Annotated in this window: 18 protein-coding genes; 4 read left to right on the plus strand and 14 right to left on the minus strand. The window is 60.3% G+C overall.

Going from position 1 to position 21608, the window contains the following annotated elements; all coding sequences use genetic code 11:
- Positions 1-53 precede the first annotated feature (53 nt).
- The 5 genes from BM235_RS11765 to BM235_RS11785 form a co-directional block, all read right to left on the minus strand.
- On the minus strand, positions 54-1706 hold the full coding sequence (locus BM235_RS11765; protein WP_090113008.1) for a glycoside hydrolase family 13 protein: 1653 nt from the start codon (positions 1704-1706) through the stop codon (positions 54-56).
- Positions 1707-1760: 54 nt separating this feature from the next.
- Positions 1761-2597, minus strand: a complete 837-nt coding sequence (locus BM235_RS11770) for a carbohydrate ABC transporter permease (protein WP_090113010.1) — start codon at positions 2595-2597, stop codon at positions 1761-1763.
- A complete protein-coding gene (locus BM235_RS11775) occupies positions 2597-3469 on the minus strand; it encodes a carbohydrate ABC transporter permease (protein WP_090113012.1) in 873 nt (290 codons plus the stop codon). Before BM235_RS11775 ends, BM235_RS11770 begins: the two co-directional genes overlap by 1 nt.
- A gap of 105 nt (positions 3470-3574) precedes the next feature.
- Positions 3575-4879: a sugar ABC transporter substrate-binding protein gene (locus tag BM235_RS11780; protein ID WP_090113014.1), complete on the minus strand. Its 1305-nt coding sequence runs from the start codon at positions 4877-4879 to the stop codon at positions 3575-3577.
- Between the two features lie 170 nt (positions 4880-5049).
- The gene (locus tag BM235_RS11785; RefSeq protein WP_090113016.1) at positions 5050-6021 is read right to left on the minus strand and encodes a LacI family DNA-binding transcriptional regulator; all 972 of its coding nucleotides are present in this window, start codon (positions 6019-6021) and stop codon (positions 5050-5052) included.
- Positions 6022-6201: 180 nt separating this feature from the next.
- Here BM235_RS11785 and BM235_RS11790 point away from each other — a divergent pair, with 180 nt between their 5' ends.
- The gene (locus BM235_RS11790) at positions 6202-7263 is read left to right on the plus strand and encodes a serine hydrolase domain-containing protein (protein WP_369803502.1); all 1062 of its coding nucleotides are present in this window, start codon (positions 6202-6204) and stop codon (positions 7261-7263) included.
- Between the two features lie 413 nt (positions 7264-7676).
- Here the strand turns inward: BM235_RS11790 and BM235_RS11795 are convergent, their stop codons facing one another.
- Positions 7677-8807 (minus strand): M20/M25/M40 family metallo-hydrolase, encoded by a 1131-nt coding sequence (locus BM235_RS11795; RefSeq protein ID WP_090113021.1) that lies wholly within the window; start codon positions 8805-8807, stop codon positions 7677-7679.
- 84 nt (positions 8808-8891) lie between these two features.
- Here BM235_RS11795 and prli42 point away from each other — a divergent pair, with 84 nt between their 5' ends.
- A complete protein-coding gene (prli42, locus tag BM235_RS11800; RefSeq protein ID WP_090113023.1) occupies positions 8892-8990 on the plus strand; it encodes a stressosome-associated protein Prli42 in 99 nt (32 codons plus the stop codon).
- Here prli42 and lipB read toward each other — a convergent pair.
- The 5 genes from lipB to lpdA all read right to left on the minus strand — a co-directional run bounded on the left by lipB (position 8953) and on the right by lpdA (position 15039).
- On the minus strand, positions 8953-9669 hold the full coding sequence (gene lipB / locus BM235_RS11805; protein WP_090113025.1) for a lipoyl(octanoyl) transferase LipB: 717 nt from the start codon (positions 9667-9669) through the stop codon (positions 8953-8955). The genes prli42 and lipB overlap by 38 nt on opposite strands.
- A 149-nt stretch (positions 9670-9818) precedes the next feature.
- Positions 9819-11273 (minus strand): dihydrolipoamide acetyltransferase family protein, encoded by a 1455-nt coding sequence (locus tag BM235_RS11810; RefSeq protein ID WP_369803503.1) that lies wholly within the window; start codon positions 11271-11273, stop codon positions 9819-9821.
- Between the two features lie 28 nt (positions 11274-11301).
- Positions 11302-12288, minus strand: a complete 987-nt coding sequence (locus BM235_RS11815) for an alpha-ketoacid dehydrogenase subunit beta (RefSeq protein WP_090113027.1) — start codon at positions 12286-12288, stop codon at positions 11302-11304.
- A 3-nt stretch (positions 12289-12291) separates the two neighbouring features.
- A complete protein-coding gene (locus BM235_RS11820; protein ID WP_090113029.1) occupies positions 12292-13320 on the minus strand; it encodes a thiamine pyrophosphate-dependent dehydrogenase E1 component subunit alpha in 1029 nt (342 codons plus the stop codon).
- A 279-nt stretch (positions 13321-13599) separates the two neighbouring features.
- Positions 13600-15039 (minus strand): dihydrolipoyl dehydrogenase, encoded by a 1440-nt coding sequence (gene lpdA, locus BM235_RS11825; RefSeq protein ID WP_090113031.1) that lies wholly within the window; start codon positions 15037-15039, stop codon positions 13600-13602.
- A 293-nt stretch (positions 15040-15332) separates the two neighbouring features.
- Between lpdA and BM235_RS11830 the strand changes: the two genes are divergently transcribed.
- Positions 15333-15647 (plus strand): DUF2627 domain-containing protein, encoded by a 315-nt coding sequence (locus tag BM235_RS11830; RefSeq protein WP_090113033.1) that lies wholly within the window; start codon positions 15333-15335, stop codon positions 15645-15647.
- Positions 15648-15685: 38 nt separating this feature from the next.
- On the opposite strand, the gene BM235_RS11835 is transcribed toward BM235_RS11830, so the two are convergent.
- Entirely contained in the window at positions 15686-16609 is a 924-nt protein-coding gene (locus BM235_RS11835; RefSeq protein ID WP_090113035.1) for an AraC family transcriptional regulator, read from the minus strand.
- A 127-nt stretch (positions 16610-16736) separates the two neighbouring features.
- Between BM235_RS11835 and yicI the strand changes: the two genes are divergently transcribed.
- Positions 16737-19076, plus strand: coding sequence for an alpha-xylosidase (gene yicI, locus BM235_RS11840; RefSeq protein ID WP_090113037.1), 2340 nt, complete (start codon positions 16737-16739; stop codon positions 19074-19076).
- 426 nt (positions 19077-19502) lie between these two features.
- Here the strand turns inward: yicI and BM235_RS11845 are convergent, their stop codons facing one another.
- Together BM235_RS11845 and BM235_RS11850 are read right to left on the minus strand one after the other, a co-directional pair.
- Positions 19503-20525, minus strand: coding sequence for a FecCD family ABC transporter permease (locus BM235_RS11845; protein WP_090113039.1), 1023 nt, complete (start codon positions 20523-20525; stop codon positions 19503-19505).
- The gene (locus BM235_RS11850) at positions 20525-21574 is read right to left on the minus strand and encodes a FecCD family ABC transporter permease (protein ID WP_090113041.1); all 1050 of its coding nucleotides are present in this window, start codon (positions 21572-21574) and stop codon (positions 20525-20527) included. The genes BM235_RS11845 and BM235_RS11850 overlap by 1 nt, the downstream gene beginning before the upstream one ends.
- Positions 21575-21608: the final 34 nt, after the last annotated feature.

A 21608-nucleotide genomic window follows, 5' to 3' on the forward strand; every position in this document is an offset into this window, starting at 1 on the left:
ACGCGCAAAAAGGGACGGGCGCCAAACAGGCCGCTTCGTCCCTTTTCCATTTTTTATTCAAGCGCATAAATGCGCGCTTCGTGCGGACGAAGCGTCAGCACGCCCGCTTCCTCATCTTCGCTCCGCACCGGGTAATTGCCGAGCAATAGCCGTCTTTTCCGAATTTCGGCGCTCCCCTGCAACGCAAGCTTCGCCGGTTCGTCTCCGTGGTTGAGCGCGATCAGCCAGCATACGCCGTCCAGCGAGCGCGTATAGACGTACAGATGCTCGTCGTCCGCATACGCCGGCCATTCCTCGAAGTCGCCGTACACCATCACGTCGTTTTCTTTGCGGAGCTTGATCAGCTTCCGGTAATACGTATAGATGGAATTCGGATCGACGAGGTCGCGCGCCGCATTCAGCTCGCGGTAATTCGGATTGACTTTGATCCAGGGCGTGCCAGACGTGAAGCCCGCATTCGGCGAGTCGTCCCACTGCATCGGCGTACGCGAGTTGTCCCGGCTGAGCGGCTGTAGGCGTTTAAGCGTTTCGACCGGATCGTTGCCCTTCCCGACTTCCTCCGCATATCGGTTGCGCATCGCGATATCGTCGTAATCTTCGATCGACTCGAAGCGGACGCCCGTCATTCCGATCTCCTCGCCCTGGTAAATGTAAGGAATGCCGGGCAGCGTGTGCAGCATCGTTGCCAGCAGCTTCGCCGACTCCACGCGATAAGCGCCGTCGTTGCCGTAGCGCGTCACCTGCCGCGTATGGTCGTGATTGTTCAAAAATTGCGAGTTCGAGCCTTTGCCCCACAAGCCTTCGTACCAGCGCCGCTGTATGCGCTTAAAGCGGAGCATGTCCCATTCCGGCATCTCGTCGCACACCTCGAAGTGGAACAGCATGTCTAGCTCGCCCCGATCCTCGCCGACGAACTTCAGCCCTTCCTCCGGCGCGACGAATGCCGCTTCGCCGACCGTCACGATATCGTAGCCTGCGAAAGTCTGTTCATTCATTTCCCGCAAAAAATCGTGCAGGCCCGGATTGTTCGTCAAATACCGGATGTCCTCGGGGCGCTCCGCGTCCGGATAGCCTTCGGGCTTCGCCAGCAGCGCGATCGCGTCCAGCCGGAAGCCGTCGATGCCGCGGTCCAGCCAGCGGCGCATCATGCCGTAAACCGCCTGCCGGACGTCCGGATTGCGCCAGTTCAGGTCGGGCTGCTCTACGGCGAACGAATGAAAATAATATTGCCCGGTCGCAGCATCCCATTGCCAGGCCGAAGGCGCAAAGTACGACCGCCAATTGTTCGGCGGCCCGCCTTCTTTGGCATCCTTCCATATATACCAGTTCCGCTTCGGGCTGTCCTTGGACGAACGCGATTCGATAAACCACGGATGCCGGTCCGACGTATGGTTGACGACCAGGTCCATGATCAGCTTCATGCCGCGCTTGTGCGTCTCGGCGAGCAGCCGGTCCCACGTCTCCATCGTACCCGCTTTGGGCATGATCGCTTCGTAATCCGATATGTCATAGCCGTTATCGAGATCAGGCGATTCGTATACCGGGTTCAGCCAGATAACGTCGACGCCTAGATCGCGGATATAATCGAGCTTTTGAATAACCCCTTCAAGGTCGCCGATGCCGTCGCCGTCGGTATCGAAGAAGCTTCTCCAATAAACCTGATAGACGACGGCTTCTTTCCACCACACTCTTTTTTTCGCAGCCACTGCGCTACCCCCAAGCTGAAGTCTTGTCTCGATGTCAACCGTCCCTTTTTACGCTTACTTGACCGCGCCGGCGGCGATGCCCTTGATAATGTACTTCTGGGCGAACATATAAAATACGACGACCGGAATGATCGTAAGCGTGAGACCGGCCATCGCCAGATTCCACTGGATCGTGAATTCGCCGAAAAAGTAAAACGTAGAGAGCGGAATCGTGCGCAGCGCTTTGTCGGACAGCGTGAGCGAGGGCAGCAGGTAGTCGTTCCACATCGCGATGACGTCCAGGATGGCGACCGTGATCGTTATGGTTTTAAGCATCGGAAAAACGATCCGCCAGAACACGCCGAATTTGCTGCAGCCGTCCAGCGTGGCCGCTTCCTCGAGCGCCACGGGAACGGACTTAATGAAGCCGTGGAACAAGAAGACCGCCATGCTGGCATGAAAGCCGATATTCATATAAATGAGGCCGCCGCGCGTATTGAGCATCGGAATATGCAGCGTTGTCCGGATCCAGTCCATCACCTGCATCAGCGGCATCATCAGCGTCTGGAACGGGATAAGCATCGTCGAGACGAATACCAAAAAGATGATCCGGCTTAGCCGGTCGTCTGTACGTACGAGCATCCAGGCCGTCATCGAGGCGAGGACGACGACGAACAGCACGGATACGATCGTGATGTAAAGCGAGTTGCCGAAGGCGGTCAAGAAATTCATCTTGTCCATCGCCTTCGAATAATATTGGAAGCTATAGGACGAAGGAAGCGCGAGCGCGCTCCTGTACAGCTCGGCCCGGTCCTTGAACGAATTGACGAGCATCAGATAGATCGGGGACAAGAAGGCCAGCGCCAGCGCGATCAGCAGCGTGCTGACGGTCGTTCGGCTCGCTCTGTTCATTAGTACTGGACCTCCTTCTTCTTCGTGATGACGACCTGCGTCAGCGTGACCGCGGCCACGAGAATGAAGAATACGATCGCTTTGGCCTGACCGAGACCGTAATTGCCGTAACCGAAAATTTCGTTAAAAATATTCATGGCGAACAGCTCGGTCGAATTGTTCGGTCCGCCCTTGGTGAGCGACAGGTTAACGTCGAAAATTTTGAATGCGCCGGATAGCGTCAGGAACAGGCAGATCGTAAACGATGGCATTAGCAGCGGAAACACGATGCGGGTCAAACGCTGCCATAAATTAGCTCCGTCAACCCGGGCAGCTTCGCCAAGCTCGTCGGGAATGCCCTGGATGCCGGCAATGTAGATAATCATCGTGTAGCCGGCCATTTGCCAAGTGAATACGATGACCATGGCATACAAGGCGGTCTGCGGATGGATAAGCCAATTGAAAAACACGGAATCGAGCCCCGTCTTGTCGCCGAGGAACTTGAATACGTCGGTGAAAATGAACTGCCAAATATAGCCTAGGATCAGGCCGCCGATTAGATTCGGCAGGAAAAACATCGTCCGGGCCGCATTGCTGACGCGAAGCTTCATCGTTACGAGCAGCGATATGGCAAGCCCGAGCACGTTGACGAGGACAAGCGCGAGCACGGTGAATTCGATCGTTCGCCATGCGGAGCTAAGAAACCGTTCGTCCTGCAGCAGCGTCGCATAATTGTCCAGTCCGACGAACACTTTCGGGTTCGCGGGGATGCCGTCCCAGGAGACGAAGGAATAGCCGATGCCGATGATGAACGGCAGGATGACGACCGTCGTGAAGACGAGCAGCAGCGGTGCGGTGAATAAAGCAAACCAGCCTTTATTGTTCTTGGACAAGGGAATCACCTCGATTCGAATGAATGACGTTGACCCGGCGACAACGAAAGCCTAACGCCAGTATCGGGTTAGGCTTTCGTCTTAAGCCTTCGGTCAAGGCTTTTTTTATTTCGCTCCGTTCGCCCAAGCTTTATCCAGGTTTTGCAGGAACTGCTCGCCCGTCATGTCCTTGGAGAGGAAAAATTGCTGGGCGGCAGGGGCCAGATCGTTGACAATAATCCCTTGCGGGAAGTAGTTGAGCGCCCACGGGATCGTGTTGCCCGCCTTCGTCGCTTCGAACACCGTCTGAGACAGCGGGTCCAGATCGCCCGCATCGATATTCGTCATGGCCGGAATGAACTTGAACTCGTTCACGATCGCGTTCTTGCCGGCGTCGCTTGTGAGCATCCAGTTCAGAAACGCTGAGGCTGCTTTCACTTGATCGGCATCGGCTTTGTTGTTAACGACCCAATTGCTCGCTACGCCGACCGCGATCTTGTCGTTGCCGGCGATCGGCAGCGCCATCATCCCGATGTCGAAGCCCAGGTCGCCGTAATCCTTCAGCATGCCGTAGCTCCAGTTGCCCTGGTGGACCATCGCCGTCTTGCCGGTCGCGAAGTCGCCCATTTGCGAATCGTACTTCACTTCCATCGGATTGACGGCGTTCGCGCGGATCGCTTCCATTACTTTGGCGAATTCCTGGAATTCCTTCGTATCCGCCATCTTCACTTCGCCTTTGTTCAGCTTGTCGATAAAGCCTGTCGGATCGGCCTGCAGCGCAAACGGCGTGTTAATGATATGTCCGATCAGGAAGTAAGCTTCCTGCGAGAGGCTAAGCCCGTTCTTGCCCTCGGCCTTGAACTTCTCGAGCGCCTTCGTCAGCGCGTCGACGTCCTTGACGTCCTTCGGATCGATCAGGCTCTTGTTGTAGACCAGACCGAAGCCTTCTACGCCGTACGGCACGCCGACGATCTTGTCGCCGTCCTTGAGCGCCATGTCCGGCGCAATATTCTTAGCGAATGGCTCGTTGGAAAGGTCCGCGTAATACGACTTCAGCTTCTCCGCTTCCGCCCCCGTCCCTACGCTGAAAATAGTCGGGCCTTCGCCCGCGGCAAGCTTCGCCTGCAGCTGGGTCATGTAGGCGTCTCCGGCGGAGCCCCACACTTCCACTTCGTTGCCCGTTTCTTTTTTGTACGTGTCGGCCAGCTTCTCCAGCGGTTCCGCGATCTCGACTTTAGATTGGAACAGCGAGATTTTTTTCAGCTTCTCGGGCGCCGCCGAAGCCGTCCCCGTGGCGCTCGCGCTTCCGCTGGCGCCGGCAGTTCCGCTCGCGCCCGCATTGTTATTGTCGTTCGAGTTGCCGCATGCCGCGAGCATTCCGACGACGGCAGTCGCCGTCAGTAAAACCGAAACATTTTTTACTAATTTCAAGTAAAACGCCCCCTGCTTTTATTGGTTTAAGTAAAATAAATCGCCACCGTTGACTATATACCCACTATAATGACTTTTGAAATCGCTGTCAACGATGAAGGAAGCGTTTTTACGAAGTTTTTAAGTAAAATTATTAGTAAAATCTCGTAAAACGTCTCAATACAATAAGTCTACTTTACTGTTTTTCTCCATCTTATCGATGCGCCCATCTTAAAAGGGCCGGTTTCGGCAGCCTGTCCGCCAATCAGCTCAAGCAATTTTTTGGCCGCGATATATCCGCTTTCGTATCTGGGTATCGCGACCGTCGTCAGTCCCGCCATTTCCGCGATCGCCGAATCGTCGAAGCCGGTGACGGACACGTCCGCGGGCACGCGCACGCGGTGCTCCTCGAACGCTTTGATGGCTCCGAGCGCCATGCTGTCGTTAGCGCAGACGACGACATCGGGCAGATCGTTGCTGAGCAGCATGAGCTTCGCGGCCTGATATCCGCTGTTTTCCCGGTAGTTGCCGTGATAATAGTATTTTTGATCAAAAGTCATTCGATTATTCGCCAGGGTATCCGCAAAGCCGGCAAACCGCTCCTTGTTGTCCAGCGTATGGCTCATTCCGCCGATGTAGCCGAAGCGCTTCATGCCGCGGTCGACGAGCGCCTGAACAAGCTCGCACATGACGGGATAATTGTCGACGACGACGCTTTTGGCGTTGGCCTGGCCGCCTTCCATGATCCGATCCATGACGACGACCGGCATCTCCTTCGCGACCACTTCCGCCAGAAAGGCGTCGGTCATGCTCCCGTCGAGGCAGATCGCGCCGCCGGCGAAGCTGGCCCGCATGAAGTCCGCGCTCGACTTGTTCGTGCAGACGACGAGATTGAAGCCGTTCTCCGTCAAGCAATCGCTAATCCCTTCTATAATTTTCATATAAAAATCCCGGTCGAAGTCGCTGAAAATAAAGAGCACCGTATTGCTTTGCCCCGCCTTGGCCTTCTTCCCCGCGCCGCTCGTATCGTAGCCGTATTCTTCGCAGATCCGCAAAATGCGCTCACGTGTCTCCCGGCCGACGTTTTTTCGTCCGTTCAATACGTTCGAGACGGTCGATATGGATACGTCCGCGATTTTGGCGATGTCCTTTAAGGCAATCATCGTCGTTCTTCCTTTCGGCAAGCGTTTTCCTTTTATGATAACGCACCCTGATTTTTTTGTAAATTTACTTATAAATTTTACTAACTAAGTTTCGGTAATTCGAAAGAAAGCGTGTCCGATCCGACAACATCGGGTAAAATAGAGCGTAACGCATGACGCTCGAGGGGGTCGCCTTTGGACTTGAATCGGTTAAACGCGGCGATCGCGCCTTATTCGCTCCGCAGCTGTATAGTCAGCCGGCGGGGCCGCCTCGTATTCGAGCAATACCGACAGCCGGACATGGCGCAAGAGCCGGCCAAGATCAATTCATGCACGAAAAGCGTCCTGTCCATCCTGCTCTGCATCGCGTTCGATCGCGGCCTGCTGCCTGCCCCGGCCGGCGTGCCCATCTCCTTGTTTTTCCCGCAGCTGGCCCGCGATCCGGATCCGCGCAAACGGGAAATGACGCTGCTGCACCTGCTCACGATGACGTCCGGCATTCGTTGGCAGGAGTTCGGGGGCTTGAACAGCTTTCCGCGCATGACGCGCACGCCCGACTGGGTCGGACATGTCCTGGCGCAGCCGCTCTTCGAAGCGCCCGGGCATAAAATGACTTACAACTCGGGCGTGTCGCAGCTGCTGTCCGCGATTCTGTCCCAGGCGGCGGGCATGACCGTCGCTGCGTTCGCCGAACGATCGCTGTTCGGCCCGCTCGGCATCGAGGCCTACGCTTGGGAGACCGATCCGCAGGGCATCCATACGGGCGGCTTCGGACTTCGTTTGCGTCCTGCCGACCTGCTCAAGCTGGGGCAGCTTCAGCTGCAACGCGGAAGCTGGGGCGGACATCGGTTCTATTCCGCCGAGCTCGCCGATACTGCCGTGCAGCCTGTCGTGCAGGCGAGTCCGCCCTATGACGGCGCTTATGCCTGGCATTGGTGGTGCGGGACGTATAAGCCGGGCGATCTCCCCGGCAAACGCGCTACAAGCGTCGAGCCCTGGGACGTTCCGCCGGATGAGCCCGGCCGAACGGCGACGGACAGCTCCCCGTCTCACGCCGGAGAGGAAGCCGAAGGGTCGTCCGCCGCGTCTTCGAACATGAGGCCTGGAACGATCTCATACTATTACGCGCGCGGCTTCGGCGGTCAATACATCTACGTCGTTCCCCAAGCGGAGCTTGTAGCGGTGTTGACGCAGGACAGCCGCAAACGCAAGCAGCCGGATTGGTTCGCGGAGGCGATTGCGCCCGCCCTCTTGCCACGTTGACCGATCGGCTGCGGCCCATGCGTTGCATCGGGACTCGCGGTTCATTGTCAGAGAACCTTCTGAAGTTGTCATTGCGCGAGCCCGCTAACCTTCGGCGCTATCCTGCAAAAGGGCAACATTCAAGGCAGGTATGAAGGAATTTCACGAGCTATCGCGCAAACATGCACGATAGCTCGTCTTTTTAAGCGAGAGCCCGGGTGTTTCGGGTAAAAATCCTGTACTTTTGCGCGATAGGCGTAAGCGACGAAAGGGTGCGGCTCTCCATCGTGTCCTTTTGACCGATAGCCCCTTGTACGTTTCTTCACTTTTCAATCGATTGATGGACTGCGTTGTGCTGTATAGTAAAAAAAGCCGGATCGTCCGGCGGCTCGAGCCGCCGGACGATCCGGCTTTTTGAATGGATAGCGCTTGAATCAATGACGTTTCGCTTCTTCGACGATGGCCAGGACAAGCTCCGTCACCTTAACGATGTCGTCGGCTTTGATCCGTTCCTTCGTCGTGTGGATATCTTCGTAGCCGACGGCCAGATTGACGGTCGGCACGCCGTTGCCGTTGAACATGTTGGCGTCGCTGCCGCCTCCGGACGAGAACAGGCTCGGCGTCAAACCGACGCTGCGAATCGCCGCGCTCGCGATCTGGATGACTTCGTCCGCTTCGGTGTAGCTGTAAGCCGGGTAGATCACTTCGCTCACGAAGTCGAACGTCGCGCCCGTCTCTTCGCAGGCGCTCGCGACGGCCTGGCGCATGAGCTCCGCCTGCGCATCGAGCTTCTCGTTCGAGCGGCTGCGCACTTCGGCGTAGATCTTGATTTTGTCGACGACGACGTTCACTTCGCCGCCGCCCTCGAAACGGCCGATGTTGGCGCTCGTCTCTTTGTCGATCCGTCCGAGCTTCATCTTGGAGACGGCCTTGGACGCGACCTGGATGGCGCTGATGCCGTCCTCGGGATTGACGCCTGCATGCGCCGCCTTGCCGTAAATCGTGATGTATTGGCGGGAGTTCGTGATGGCTGCGGCCGCGATCTCCCCGACCTTGCCGTTGGAATCGAGCGCATAGCCGAACTTCGCCTTGAGGCGCGAGCCGTCCATCGCGCGGGAGCCGAGCAGGCCGGACTCTTCGCCGACCGTGATGACGAACTGGACGGCGCCGTGCGAAGCGCCCGTCTCCTTCAGCACGCGCAGCGCCTCGAAGATCGCGGCGAGGCCCGCCTTGTCGTCGGCGCCGAGGATCGTCGTGCCGTCGCTGCGGATATAGCCGTCGTCGTCGAGCCGCGGCTTGATGCCAAGGCCCGGCGCGACCGTGTCCATATGCGACGTGAACAGCAGCACGGGCGCGGATTCGGCGCCAGGCGTCGCCGGCAGCCAGGCGAACAGGTTGCCCGAGCCATGGCCGATTTTCTCCGCGACGTCGTCTTCCTCGACCGTAAGGCCAAGCGCCTCGAACTTCGCGATGAGCGCCTTGCGGATGGCTTGCTCGTGCTTCGTCTCGCTGTCGATCTGCACCAATTCCATGAATTCTTCGATCAGGCGTTCTTTTTGGACCATGCGGATCCTCCTCGTAAGCGTGCGTCAAATCGGTTAAAATAAGGAATATGCTCATTCATCATATTGCCGTAAAGGATGGTTCCGATGAACAACACGCGCTGGTTTAAAATCGTCGTCTACGTTATGCTGATCGCCATGCTGGCCTCTACCGTGCTGCTGTCGATCGGATCGCTGCTTCAGTGACGGACCGCAAGCTCCCGTAACCGAATACGTCCCGGAAATGCGGGAGCACCCGCTCCGCGATCTCCTCGACCTCGAGCGTCAGGCCCGTCTCGGCTTCGAGCGAGGTGACCCCGTATTCCTGGATGCCGCACGGCACGATGCCGCCGAACCCCTCTTGCTCTACGCCCCGCTTCACGTTGAAGGCGAATCCGTGGCTCGTCACGAAGCCGCGTCTCGTACGCGCCCGGTTGAACTTGACGCCGATCGCAGCCACCTTGCGGTCGCCGATCCAGACGCCGGTATACTCGGGCTTTCTGCCGCCGACGAGTCCGAACTCCGCGAGCAGGCGGATCAGCGCCTCTTCAAGATCTCTCAAGTACTTGTGCAAATCGAGCCCCTCGGCGTCCAAATAAAGCAGCGGATATCCGACGAGCTGTCCCGGGCCGTGATACGTAATATCCCCGCCGCGGTCGATCTCGAATACCGAGATGCCCCGTCGCTTGAGCTCGTCCGGCGACATCAGCAGATGCTCGGGATGACGGTCCGTGCCGATCGTATAGGTCGGCGGATGCTCCAGCAGCAGCAGCGTATCCTCGCGCTCCCCCGCGCCGATGTCCCGGATCAGCGCCTTTTGAAGATCCCACGCTTCCCCGTACTCGATACGGCCCAGCTTGGCCGTGTCCAGCATGCTCATGTCCATCTCGCCTCCCCGTTAACCTCCCTATTGTAGCGCAAGCCCCGTGCTGCCGCAAACGAGCGAAGCGGGCAAGCTCCGTGACAAAAGGCCGCCCGCTGGCGCGCCTTGCGCGCTCGCGGGCGACCTCTCGCCGAATCGGTTCAAGCCGTATATCAATAAAGCTTGGTGTCGAGGCTGTAGCTCTCGAGGTTTTCTTTGACCCGCTGCAGGAACCGCCCGCAAATGACGCCGTCAAGAATACGGTGGTCGAGCGACAGGCACAGGTTGACCATCGAACGCACGCCGATCATGTCGTTGATGACGACGGGGCGCTTCACGATCGACTCGAACGTCAAGATCGCGGCTTGCGGATAATTGATGATCGGCTGCGACAGGATCGAGCCGAACGAGCCCGTGTTGTTGACCGTGAACGTACCGCCCTGCATATGCTCGAGCTTGAGCTTGCCGTGACGCGCGCGGTTCGCCAGGTCGTCGATCTCGTGCGCGATGCCGGCGATGTTTTTCTGGTCGGCGTTCTTGATGACCGGCGTGATGACCGAATCCTCGGTCCCGACCGCCAGCGCCATGTTGATGTCTCGCTTCACGATGATCTTGTCCGTCGCCCATACCGAGTTCATGATCGGATAATCCTTGATCGCGCCGACGGCGGCCTTGACGAGGAACGGCATGTACGTCAGGTTGATGCCTTCCGTCCGCTTGAACTCGTCCTTCAGCTTGCTGCGCAGCACGACGAGATTCGTCACGTCCACCTCGATCATCGTCCAGGCATGCGGAATCTCGGTCACGCTCTGGCGCATGCGCGTCGCGATCGTATTGCGGATCGGGGTGACGTCGATGAAATATTCGCCGCGGCCGGGCACTTCGTGACCCTCGATCTCGATCGTCGGGATGCGCGGCGATTCGGACAGGTGAAGACCGCCCGAGCGTACCTGCACGCGGGGATCCATCTGCTCGAACGGCTTCGCGGACGAAGGCGCTGCACTGGCGGTCGCCGGCGCGGCCGGCGTCGGAGCGGCTTGCTGCGCGGGTGCGGCCGAGGCGGCGGGAGCCGCCTGCGTCTGCGGGCCGGCAGCGACGCCGGACGATGCCGCAGCCAGCACGTCGGCGCGCGTGATGCGGCCGCCCATGCCGGTGCCCGCCAGGCGGGCGAGGTCGATGCCGTGCTCGGCGGCCAGCTTCAGCACGGCCGGGGAATAGCGTTGGCGCATCTCTTGGCCAGCGGCGCCTGCTGCGGCAGAAGCCTGCCTCTGCGCCGGCGGCCGGTCGTTCGCTTCGCGTTCGGCCGCGCGCACCGCGTCGTCGGTCGGCTGAAGGCCGGCGGCGAGCGCGCCGCCCGGAATCTCCGCGTAGGCGTCGGCCTCCTCGGTCTCGATCAGGCAGATCGCGCTGCCGACGTTCACCGTCTCGCCGTCGCCCGCCAGCACTTTAACCAGCACGCCGCGGGCCGTGGACGGCAGCTCGGCGCTTACCTTGTCCGTGATCAGCTCGCAGAGCGGCTCGTACATTTCGACGTAGTCGCCCGGCTTTTTCAGCCAACGGTCCACGGTCGCGGTCTCCAGCGATTCGGCCAGCTTCGGCATGATGATTTCGGTAATCTTTTTGCTCAAGTCCGTTCAGCTCCTTCCCGTGACGGTTCTAGTATCGCGCCAGCTCCAGCATGGCCGCCTTCAGCTTATCCTTGTTCAGCATGAACTGCTTTTCGCCCACCGGATTGTACGGCATCGCAGGCACGTCGGGACCGCACAAACGGCGGATCGGCGCGTCGAGGTCGTACAGCATCTCCTCGGCGATGATCGCGGCGACTTCGCCGCCGATGCCGCCTGTTTTGTTGTCCTCGTGAACGATCAGCACCTTGCCGGTGCGCGCGGCAGCTTCGAGGATGCCCTCGCGGTCGAGCGGCTGGATCGTGCGCAGGTCGAGGATGTGCGCCTCGACGCCTTCTTCGCGCGACAGTTCCTCGGCGGCTTGCATCGCAAAATGAAGCGGCATGCTGTAGCTGATCACCGTAATGTCGCTGCCTTCGCGCAGCACGTTCGCTTTGCCGATCGGCACCGTGTACTCGCCTTCGGGCACTTCGTCGCTTACGAGACGGTAGCATTTTTTATTTTCGAAAAAAATGACGGGATCCGGATCGCGAATCGCGGAGATAAGCAGGCCCTTGGCGTCATAGGCGGTCGCGGGCGCGACGATCTTGAGGCCCGGCGTGCCGAAAAACACCGATTCGGTGCACTGCGAATGGTACAGGCCGCCGAATACGCCGCCGCCGATCGGCGCGCGGATGACGACGGGGCAGCTCCAGTCGTTATTCGAGCGGTAACGGATCTTCGCCGCCTCGCTGATGATCTGGTTGGCCGCCGGGAACATGAAATCGGAATACTGCATCTCGGCGATCGGCTTCATGCCCGCCATCGCGGCGCCGATCGCGACGCCTGCGATCGCGGATTCCGCGAGCGGCGTGTCGATCGCCCGGTCCTCGCCGAACTGCTGCTGCAGTCCCTTGGTCGTGCCGAACACGCCGCCTTTGAGACCGACGTCCTCGCCGAGGACGAACACGCTGTCGTCCCGCTCCATCTCTTCCTTCATGGCCAATCGGATCGCGTCGATATATTCGATTACCGGCATGCGTTAGCGCACCTCCCCGTTGTCTTCGGCGTACACGTAGCGGAAGGCGTCCTCCGCCGACTGGTACGGCGCTTGCTCGGCATAGGCCGTCGCCTCGTCGAGCTCCTTGCGGATGCGCTGTTGAAGCGCCTGTTCTTGCGCCTCGGACCAAAGCCCGAGCTGCTCCAAATATACGCGGAAGGCCGGCAGTGCGTCCTTGGACCGGTTTTCGTCGACCTCTTCCTTGGTACGGTAGGCCATGTCGTTGTCAGACGTCGAGTGCGGCGTGACGCGATAGGTCATGATCTCCACGAGCGTCGGCCCTTCGCCCGCCAGCGCGCGCTCGTGCGCCTCGCGGAACACGCGGTACACTTCAAGCGGATCGTGTCCGTCGACCCGGATGCCGGGGAAGCCGTAGCCGAGCGCGCGGTCGCTGATGCGGCCGGCCGTCTGCTTGGACAGCGGCACCGAGATCGCGTAGCCGTTGTTCTCGCAGACGAAGATAACGGGCAGCTTCTGCACGCCCGCGAAGTTGCAGCCTTCGTGAAAGTCGCCCTGGTTGCTCGAGCCTTCGCCGAACGATACGATCGCCACGGACGATTCGCCGCGGATCTTCGAGGCGAGCGCGAAGCCGACCGCGTGCGGCACCTGCGTCGTCACGGGGCTTGAGCCCGTCGCGATGCGGAGACGTCGACAGCCGAAGTGCGCGGACATCTGGCGTCCGGCGCTGTTCGGGTCCTCGCCCTTGCCGTAAAGCGCCAGCATCAGCTCCTTGACGGTCATGCCGACGGTCAGCACCAAACCGTAGTCGCGGTAATAAGGTAGAAACCAGTCTTTGTCGCGATCCATGGCAAAGCCCATCGCCACCTGCGACGGCTCCTGCGTAATGCCCGATATGTGGAAGTTCACCTTCCCGGCGCGCTGCAGCACCTGGCCGCGCTCGTCGAATTTGCGCGCGAGCATCATCGTCTCGTACATGGCGACGGCCCGTTCGTCCGTCAAGCCCAGCGCGATATGCCGCGCTTGTTGTTCTACGCTGCCTTTCTGGGTCATGAAGCGTCCCTCCCGGCTTTTCGTTTTAGGATTCGTTTTAGAAGTTGTCGTTAGTGTTATAACCTGGTCTTAATACTTGAACCTAGAACCTATTATACAGCGGCACGTTCGAAAAAGAAACCGCGGGCGGAGCGGAGTTCGGTTAATCGCCACGGGTGCAGCTTGCTCCAGCGCGCGCCGCGTCTTCGGCCAGCTCCCGCAACGCAAAACGGCCTCGCCTGAAAATCCGGCGAAACCGCGTGCGCGAAGCGCCGCGGCGAAAGCCTGGCGCTGCTTCCTTTAAGAACCGTGCGAAGCGGAGCCGGAGACGGCCTGCATCACTTCCTGCATCGCTTCGGATAACGTCGGATGCGGATGAATGGCGCGGCCGATCTCCCACGGCACCGCGTCCAGCAGCTTCGCGAGCGACGCTTCGGCGATCAGGTCGGTCGCATGGGGACCGACGAGATGGACGCCGAGCAGGTCGCCCGTCTTGCGGTCCGCGATCGCCTTCGCGAAGCCTTCGGGCTCGCCGTGCACGAGCGCCTTGCCGAAGATCCGCATCGGCAGCTTCACCGCGCGCGTCTCGAAGCCGGCCGCCTTGGCCGCGGCCTCGGTCCAGCCGATCGCCGCGGCCTCGGGCCGGCTGTAGATCGCCCGCGGCACGTCGCGGTCGGGCGTACGGGGAATCGGCTGCCCGAGAATATGGGCGACCGCGACCTCCGCCTCGTGCATCGCCGCGTGCGCCAGCTGTACGCCGCCGATGACGTCGCCGACGGCATAGATGTGCGGCTCCCCGGTCTGCAGCGTTGCCGGATTCACCGTCACGAAGCCGCCTGCCGCCTTGACGTCCGTATTTTCGAAGCCGAGGTTCTCGACGTTGCCGACGCGTCCCACGGATACGAGCATGCGCTCCGCCTCGAGCGTCTCGGCTTCGCCGGCGGACGTCTCGATGCGGACGGATACGCTCCCTTCCGCAGACACGCACGACAAAGCATCCAGCTTCGCGCCCAGACGCAGCTTCACGCCTCGCTTCTCGAGCCGGCGGGCCAGCTCCGAGGAGATATCCTTGTCTTCGCCGGGCAGCAGGCGGTCCGCCGTCTCGACGAGCGTCACCGCCGTGCCGAAGTCGCCGAGCAGCGACGCCCATTCGACGCCGATGACGCCGCCGCCGACGATGATCGCGCTGGCCGGCAGCGACGGCCACGTCAACGCTTCGTCGCTCGTCACGACGCGAACGCCGTCGTACGGCAATCCTTCGAGTCTTCGCGGGCGCGATCCTGTCGCCAAGATGAGATGACGAGGCACGACGGTCTCCGATTCTCCGTCCTCGAGCTCGACGGCGATCGCGCCTCCGCGCGGCGAGAAGATCGACGGACCGGTCAGCCGGCCGGCCCCCCGGATCACCTGGATGCGGTTTTGCTTCATTAGCGCCTCTACGCCCTTGTGAAGCTGTCCGACCACGTCGTCCTTGCGGTTCAGGACGGCGCTCCAGTCCACGCTGACGCCGTCGGCCTCGGCCAGACGGACGCCGTAAGACGCGGCGCTTCTTACCGTAGCGTATACTTCGGCGCTGCGAAGCAGCGTCTTGCTCGGAATGCAGCCGCGATGCAGGCAGGTGCCGCCGAGCTTGTCCTTTTCAATAATAGCCACGCTTCGTCCGGCTTGAGCGGCACGTACGGCGGCGGTATAACCGCCGGGGCCGCCGCCCAGGATGGCGACGTCGACTTCGATTGGCATGAAGGTACCTCCGGATTTTTAGGCTTTGCAGCAGCATGAATATGTATATAGAGCTTGGCGTCTTCGTAAAAGCACGCCGCTTTCTTGATTCCCGCCGACCCTACCATTATAGCGTCTCGCGCCGCAACAAAAAAGTTCGCCGTATTAGCGGCAGTTCGGTCACCATTTCCCACCATTTCTGTTAAAAGCGAACGATACCAAGCACTCGCGCCTTTTACGTTCTCATTTACGATGGACATATTCTCGATAAATCGCTATCATTAGAGCATAGAACAGGAAGGTGGACATGACCGTTGAAGCTCGTGATCTCGCGCTTGATCGCCATTCTCATGCTCGTCGTGCCCGGCCTCGCCGCCGCATACGGCTTCCTGCTGATGAAGGACGCCTTGTTCGATTATTTCGCGCAGTTCGGGAACGTCAACCTGCCCGATCCCCATTTTGATCTGTGGCACTTTTTGCTGGGATTCGTTTTATTTCTCGTCGGCGTCGGCTTCATCGGCGGCTGGATTTTTTTCCGCGATCGCAAGCACAACTACGTGTCGCCCCGCTTCCGCGCAAAGCGCCCTCCGCGTCCTCCGCGCGACGGCAGCAAGTCGGGCGGCCAATAAATGAATAAAAAGGAATAGCGCCTTCGCGAATCGCGGCGCTATTCTTTTTTTGTTGCCGCGGCATGCAAAGCAGGTCCCTTGTCCGCTGTACCGGCCTTTCGGTAGGCTCTTGGCGTGCAGCCGTAAATGCCGCGAAACAGCTTGATGAAGTAGCTGAAGTTATCGAAGCCCGCTTCCAGCGCGACCTCGGAGATCGTCGATTCGGACGCGGTCAGCCTGCCGGCCGCATACCGGATTCGATGACGGTTCAGATATTCGACCGGCGTCCTTCGCATGTACGCTTTGAACATGCGGCTAAAATGCCCTTCGCTCATGCCGGCCACGTCGGCGAGCTCCCGCAGGCTTAACTTGCGCGCGAAGTTCGTTTCCATGAAGACCAACGCCTGCTTCAACCTTTCCGCCGCATGGCTCTCGCCTTCGTCCGCCGGCGATCGCGATTGCCATTGTCCTGCGTCGATCAGATCCGCGATCAGACTAAGCAGGCCCGCTTTAACCCGCAGCTCGCGCGCGGGCGCAACGGCATGCTCGAGCCGTTGAACGGCCGCGATCGCCGCGATCGCCGCCTCGCCCCAAGGCGTATCCGGCGTCCAGTGGTGCGGCGGTCCTGACCGCCCGCGCTGCAGCGGACGCAAATAGCGCGCGGAGATCGCGTCGTCCGGGCCGCCGTCCAGCCAGCCGAGGTCGCAGACGAGCGCTTCGTACGCGCAATCCGACGCTTCGAGCGGGTATCCGCCGTGCAGCAGCCCGCCGGGTATGAACAAGGCCTCTCCTGCGGACACTTCGTAAGCGGACAAACCGATTTGAAAAACGGCTCGACCGGACGTCACCCTTAGAAACTCGATCTCCTCGTGCCAATGAAAATCGAGAATGCCTTCCTGGGGCGTCCGCGCTTGCTGATAGAAGCCGACCGGGAAGCCCGGCGTGCCGTGCCGGCGGTCCTCTTTTAACAATTTATTGTCCACGTAATCGCAGCCGCCTCATAATCGTGTTATTTATAAGCATAATATTGCAAGAAATTCGATAAATCAATCGGTATTATGTTACTTAAAGAGAGCGGTTTCCTATCGCTCGAACAGGAGGTCCGATTCCATGAAATTCAGCAACGGCTATTGGCTGACCCGCGAAGGCTTCGAGGTGCTGACGCCTTACGAGGTGCACAGCATCGACATCGCCCCGAACAAATTGACGGTGTTCGCGCCGCATCGCCATCTCGAGCACCGCGGCAATACGCTGAACGAAGCGCTTACGACGATCGAATTCGATTCTCCCCTTCCCGACGTCATTCGCGTAAAGCTGTATCACCACAAAGGTCGCAAACGGCTGTCGCCTGGCGCTTTCCCGCTGACCGGCGGTCAAGAAGGCGCTGCAGCGACGATCGAGGACGGCGAGGATCGGGTTACGCTGACCAGCGGCGATACGAGCGTCTCGATCGAGAAGGCGCATCCGCTTCGCATTACTTATTATTATAAAGGCCGCAAGCTGACGGGCAGCGGATTCCGCCAGACCGGATTCGTGAAGGGCGCGGACGGCGTTCACTATTTCCGCGAGCAGCTCGATCTGGCAGTCGGCGAAACAGTATACGGACTCGGCGAACGCTTTTCCGCTTTCGTCAAAAACGGGCAAAGCGTCGATATCTGGAACCAGGACGGCGGCACGGCCTCCGAGCAAGCGTACAAAAACGTGCCGTTCTACGTCACGAATCGCGGCTACGGCGTGTTCGTCAACCATCCGGAGCTCGTTTCCTTCGAGGTCGCATCGGAAAAGGTATCGAAAACGCAGTTCAGCGTGCAGGGCGAACAGCTCGAATACATGATCGTCGGCGGCGACTCCCTGAAGGAAGTGCTCGCCAATTACACGTCGCTCACCGGCAAGCCCGCGCTTCCTCCGTCATGGACGTTCGGCCTTTGGCTGACGACTTCGTTCACGACGAATTACGACGAAGAGACCGTGAACAGCTTCGTGGACGGCATGGCGCAGCGCGATCTCCCGCTGTCCGTATTCCACTTCGACTGCTTCTGGATGAAGGAGTACCAATGGTGCGACTTCGAATGGGACGAACGCGTATTCCCGGATCCGAAGGGAATGCTCGATCGATTGAAGGCGAAGGGTCTCAAGATCTGCGTCTGGATCAACTCGTATATCGCCCAGCGCTCCAAGCTGTTCGACGAAGGCATGGCGAACGGCTACCTGCTCAAGCGGAAGGACGGCAGCGTCTGGCAGACCGACCTGTGGCAGTACGGCATGGGCATCGTTGACTTCACGAATCCGGATGCCTGCCGCTGGTTCGGCGACAAGCTGCGGGCGCTTGTCGATATGGGCGTCGATTGCTTCAAGACCGACTTCGGCGAGCGGATCCCGACTGACGACGTCGTCTACTTCGACGGATCGGACCCGCAGCAGATGCATAACTATTACACGCAGCTGTACAACAAGGTCGTATTCGACGTCCTCGAGGAGAAAAAGGGCCGCGGCGAAGCGGCGTTGTTCGCCCGGTCGGCCACGGCCGGCGGCCAGCAGTTCCCGGTGCACTGGGGCGGAGACTGCGAAGCGACGTTCGAATCGATGGCGGAAAGCTTGCGCGGCGGCCTGTCGCTCGGTCTCTCGGGCTTCGGCTTCTGGAGCCACGATATCGGCGGCTTCGAGCAGAGCGCTACGCCCGACCTGTACAAGCGTTGGGTCGCTTTCGGACTGCTGTCCAGCCACAGCCGCCTGCACGGCAGCACATCGTACCGGGTGCCGTGGCTGTTCGACGAAGAAGCGGTCGACGTGCTCCGCCGCTTTACCAAGCTGAAAGCGAGCCTCATGCCGTACCTGTTCGCCCAGGCGGCCGATTCCAGCCGCATCGGTCTGCCGATGATGCGCGCGATGCTGCTCGAGTTCGGCGAAGATCCGGCCTGCGATTACCTGGATCGCCAATTCATGCTCGGCGACTCCCTGCTCGTCTCGCCGATCTTCAACAGCGAAGGCGAATCGGCCTATTACTTGCCGAAGGGCAAATGGACGCACTTCCTGTCCGGCGACGTCGTCGAGGGCGGCTCGTGGCATCGCGAGACTTACGATTACATGAGTCTGCCGCTGTACGCCCGCGAAGGATCGCTCATCGCGGTCGGCGCGACCGACGACCGTCCGGACTACGATTATACGACCGGCGTAACGCTCCACCTGTTCGAGCTCGGGGACGGCGCTTCCGCCTCCGCGGATATCGTCGGCGAAGACGGCGCAGTCCGTCTCACGGTCACTGCCGAGCGCAGCGGCGGCACGATCTCGGTCACGGCTTCGGGCGAAGCCGCCGACGCCGCCGACTGGTCGATTCAGCTGCGCGGGATCGAATCGGTTCGCGCCGTGACCGGCGGTGAGACCGCGGCGGACGGACTCGGCCTGAAGGTAAGACGCTCGGCAGGAGAGCGCCGCATCGCGATCGAGCTTTAAGATTCGGCATATACGCAGTGAAAGAGCCGCCCCTATCGTCATGAAAATGACCAAGGGGCGGCTCCTTTGTTTTTATTTTATGCAAATCCAGACTCCCGCTTACGGACTACAGATTCGCTATTTTCGTGTTATACGGCCCGAACCGACCTTTTGCGGACAGGAGAACCGTTATTAGGCTTTTCAACACACGAATCCCTCCACTTTAGTGAGAATAACGGATCCTGAGTCCGCTCCGCACACCAAGAAGCCGATTACAACGAAATAACGGATCCTGAGTCCGCATGCACGTCCGGGATGCATCGATCCTTCGCCGTCGCCGGCACATTACGGGCACTCGCGCTGCCGCTTCCGTTCGGCAACTGCCGCGCCACGCCTCCATAGGCGTTCCACCATCCATCAAGCGCGGGACCGAACGATCCTCGCGCTTTATCTGGCGCGCGCCAGCAAATAAATAAAGTACGGCGCGCCGATGATCGCGACGATGATGCCAGTCGGCGTGTCGGAAATGCGGCTGATCGTATCCGCAGCGATCAGAAGCACGCTGCCGGACAGCGCGGACGCGGGCAGCAGGATCTCGTGCCTGGAGCCGACGAGCCGTCTGGCGAGGTGCGGACCGATCAGCCCGATGAAGCTGATCGCGCCGCCGACGGCGACGCAGCTGCCAGCCAGAGCGACCGCCGCGAGGAGCAGCAGCAGACGTTCCCGCTGCAGCCGGGCGCCCAGCCCTACGGACAAGTGATCGCCCAGGCTGAGCACGTTCAGCGTCCTGGCCTTCGCCATGACGAACGGGATCAGCACCGCCATCCAGGGCAGCAGCGTCAGGACGAACTTCCAATTGGCGCCCCACAGACTGCCGGCGAGCCAGGTCGCGGCGAACTGGTATTGCTCGGGGTTCAAGCGCTGCGTCAGGACGATGATCGCCGCGCTGATGCCCGCCTGCACCGCGATGCCGACGAGGACGAGACGAAGCACGGAGACGCCGTCCGATTTTTTATACGCGAGGAAGTAGACGAGCGCGCCGGCCGCCGCCGCGCCGAAAAACGCAAGGAAAGGCAGCGTGTAGGGCGGAGAGGCGCTGATGGACGGGCGCAGCGCGACGAACAGGATGACCATCAGGCTCGCGCCCGAGTTGACGCCGATGAGGCCGGGGTCCGCGAGCGGATTGCGCGTGATGCCCTGAAGGATGCAACCGGCGAGCGCGAAGCCGGCGCCGACGAGCACCGAGATGACGATGCGGGGCAATCGGAACTGGAACAAAATAAGCGATTGCTTGTCCGTGCCGAAGCCCAAAAGCGTTTTACCGACGTCGAGCGGACTAAGCCGAATAAATCCGGTGTTCATGCTGATCACGAAAACGACGACGACGAGCAGGGCTAAGCCGACGACGGTGGACCATGCCTTCGCTTTTCGCCTCGTGTCCGAGGCTGCGTAGATCGACTTCGCGGCCATTACAGCTCCCTCCCTTCGCGTCTGGCCAGGTAGAGAAGGAACGGCACGCCGATGATCGCGATAAGCGCGCCGACAGGCGTTTCCGTGCCCGGCCGCACCATTCTGGCGCCCAGATCCGCGAGCACGAACAGCAGCGCGCCCAGTATCGCCGAGCATGGAACGATCCATCGGTAGCTGACGCCGACAAGATAACGGGTTATGTGCGGTACCATCAGCCCGAGAAAGCTGACGAAACCGACGACCGACACGGATGCCCCCGCTAGGATCAGGATGATGACGGCTCCGATCAGCTTGATCAATCCGACGCGAACGCCGATGCCCGCAGCCGTCTCTTCTCCCAGGCTAAGCAGCGTAATATAGCGTGCCAGCATGAAAGCGGCCAATAGGCCGCCGCCGATCCACCATTGAATCACGTCCACCTGCGCCCAGCGGACGCCCGCGGCGCCGCCGAACAGCCAAAAGTCCAGGCTTTGGCCGATCCGGTACTTCAAGGCGATGCCTTCGCTGATCGCGAGCAGCAGCGCCGATACGGCGGAGCCGGCCAGCGCCAGGCGGACCGGCGTCAGCCCGCCCCGCGACAGGCTTCCCAGACCGTAGATGAGCGCCGTGGCGCCGGCAGCGCCGGCGAACGACATCCAGATCAGCTGGCCGAACAGCAGATGCGGAATAAAGGCGAAACAGACCGCCAGCATGAAGCCTGCCCCCGCATTGATCCCGAGCAGCCCGGGATCGGCCAGCGGATTGCGCGTCATGCCCTGCATAACGGATCCTGCGACCGCGAACGCCGCGCCCGTAAGCATGCAGGCGATCGTGCGGGGCATCCGCAGCGAGCGTATGATCTGATGATCCGTCAGGTCGCGATTAAAGTGCCATATCGCGTCCCATACGACGGACAAGCCGATGTCCTTGGCACCGATCGAGATGGATAAGGCCATGCTGAACGCGAGCAGCGCCAAGCCGCCAATCAAGATGACGGATGCCGCCAGGGGCCGGGTGCGAAGCTTCTTCGCGGAAGCTTCCGCTTTCTGCCCGTTCGAATTTGCTGCCATAGATTCAATACCTACCTCGACTGTAGCGTTTAAA

The sequence above is a fragment of the Cohnella sp. OV330 genome, assembly GCF_900112065.1.
Lineage (GTDB): Bacteria > Bacillota > Bacilli > Paenibacillales > Paenibacillaceae > Cohnella.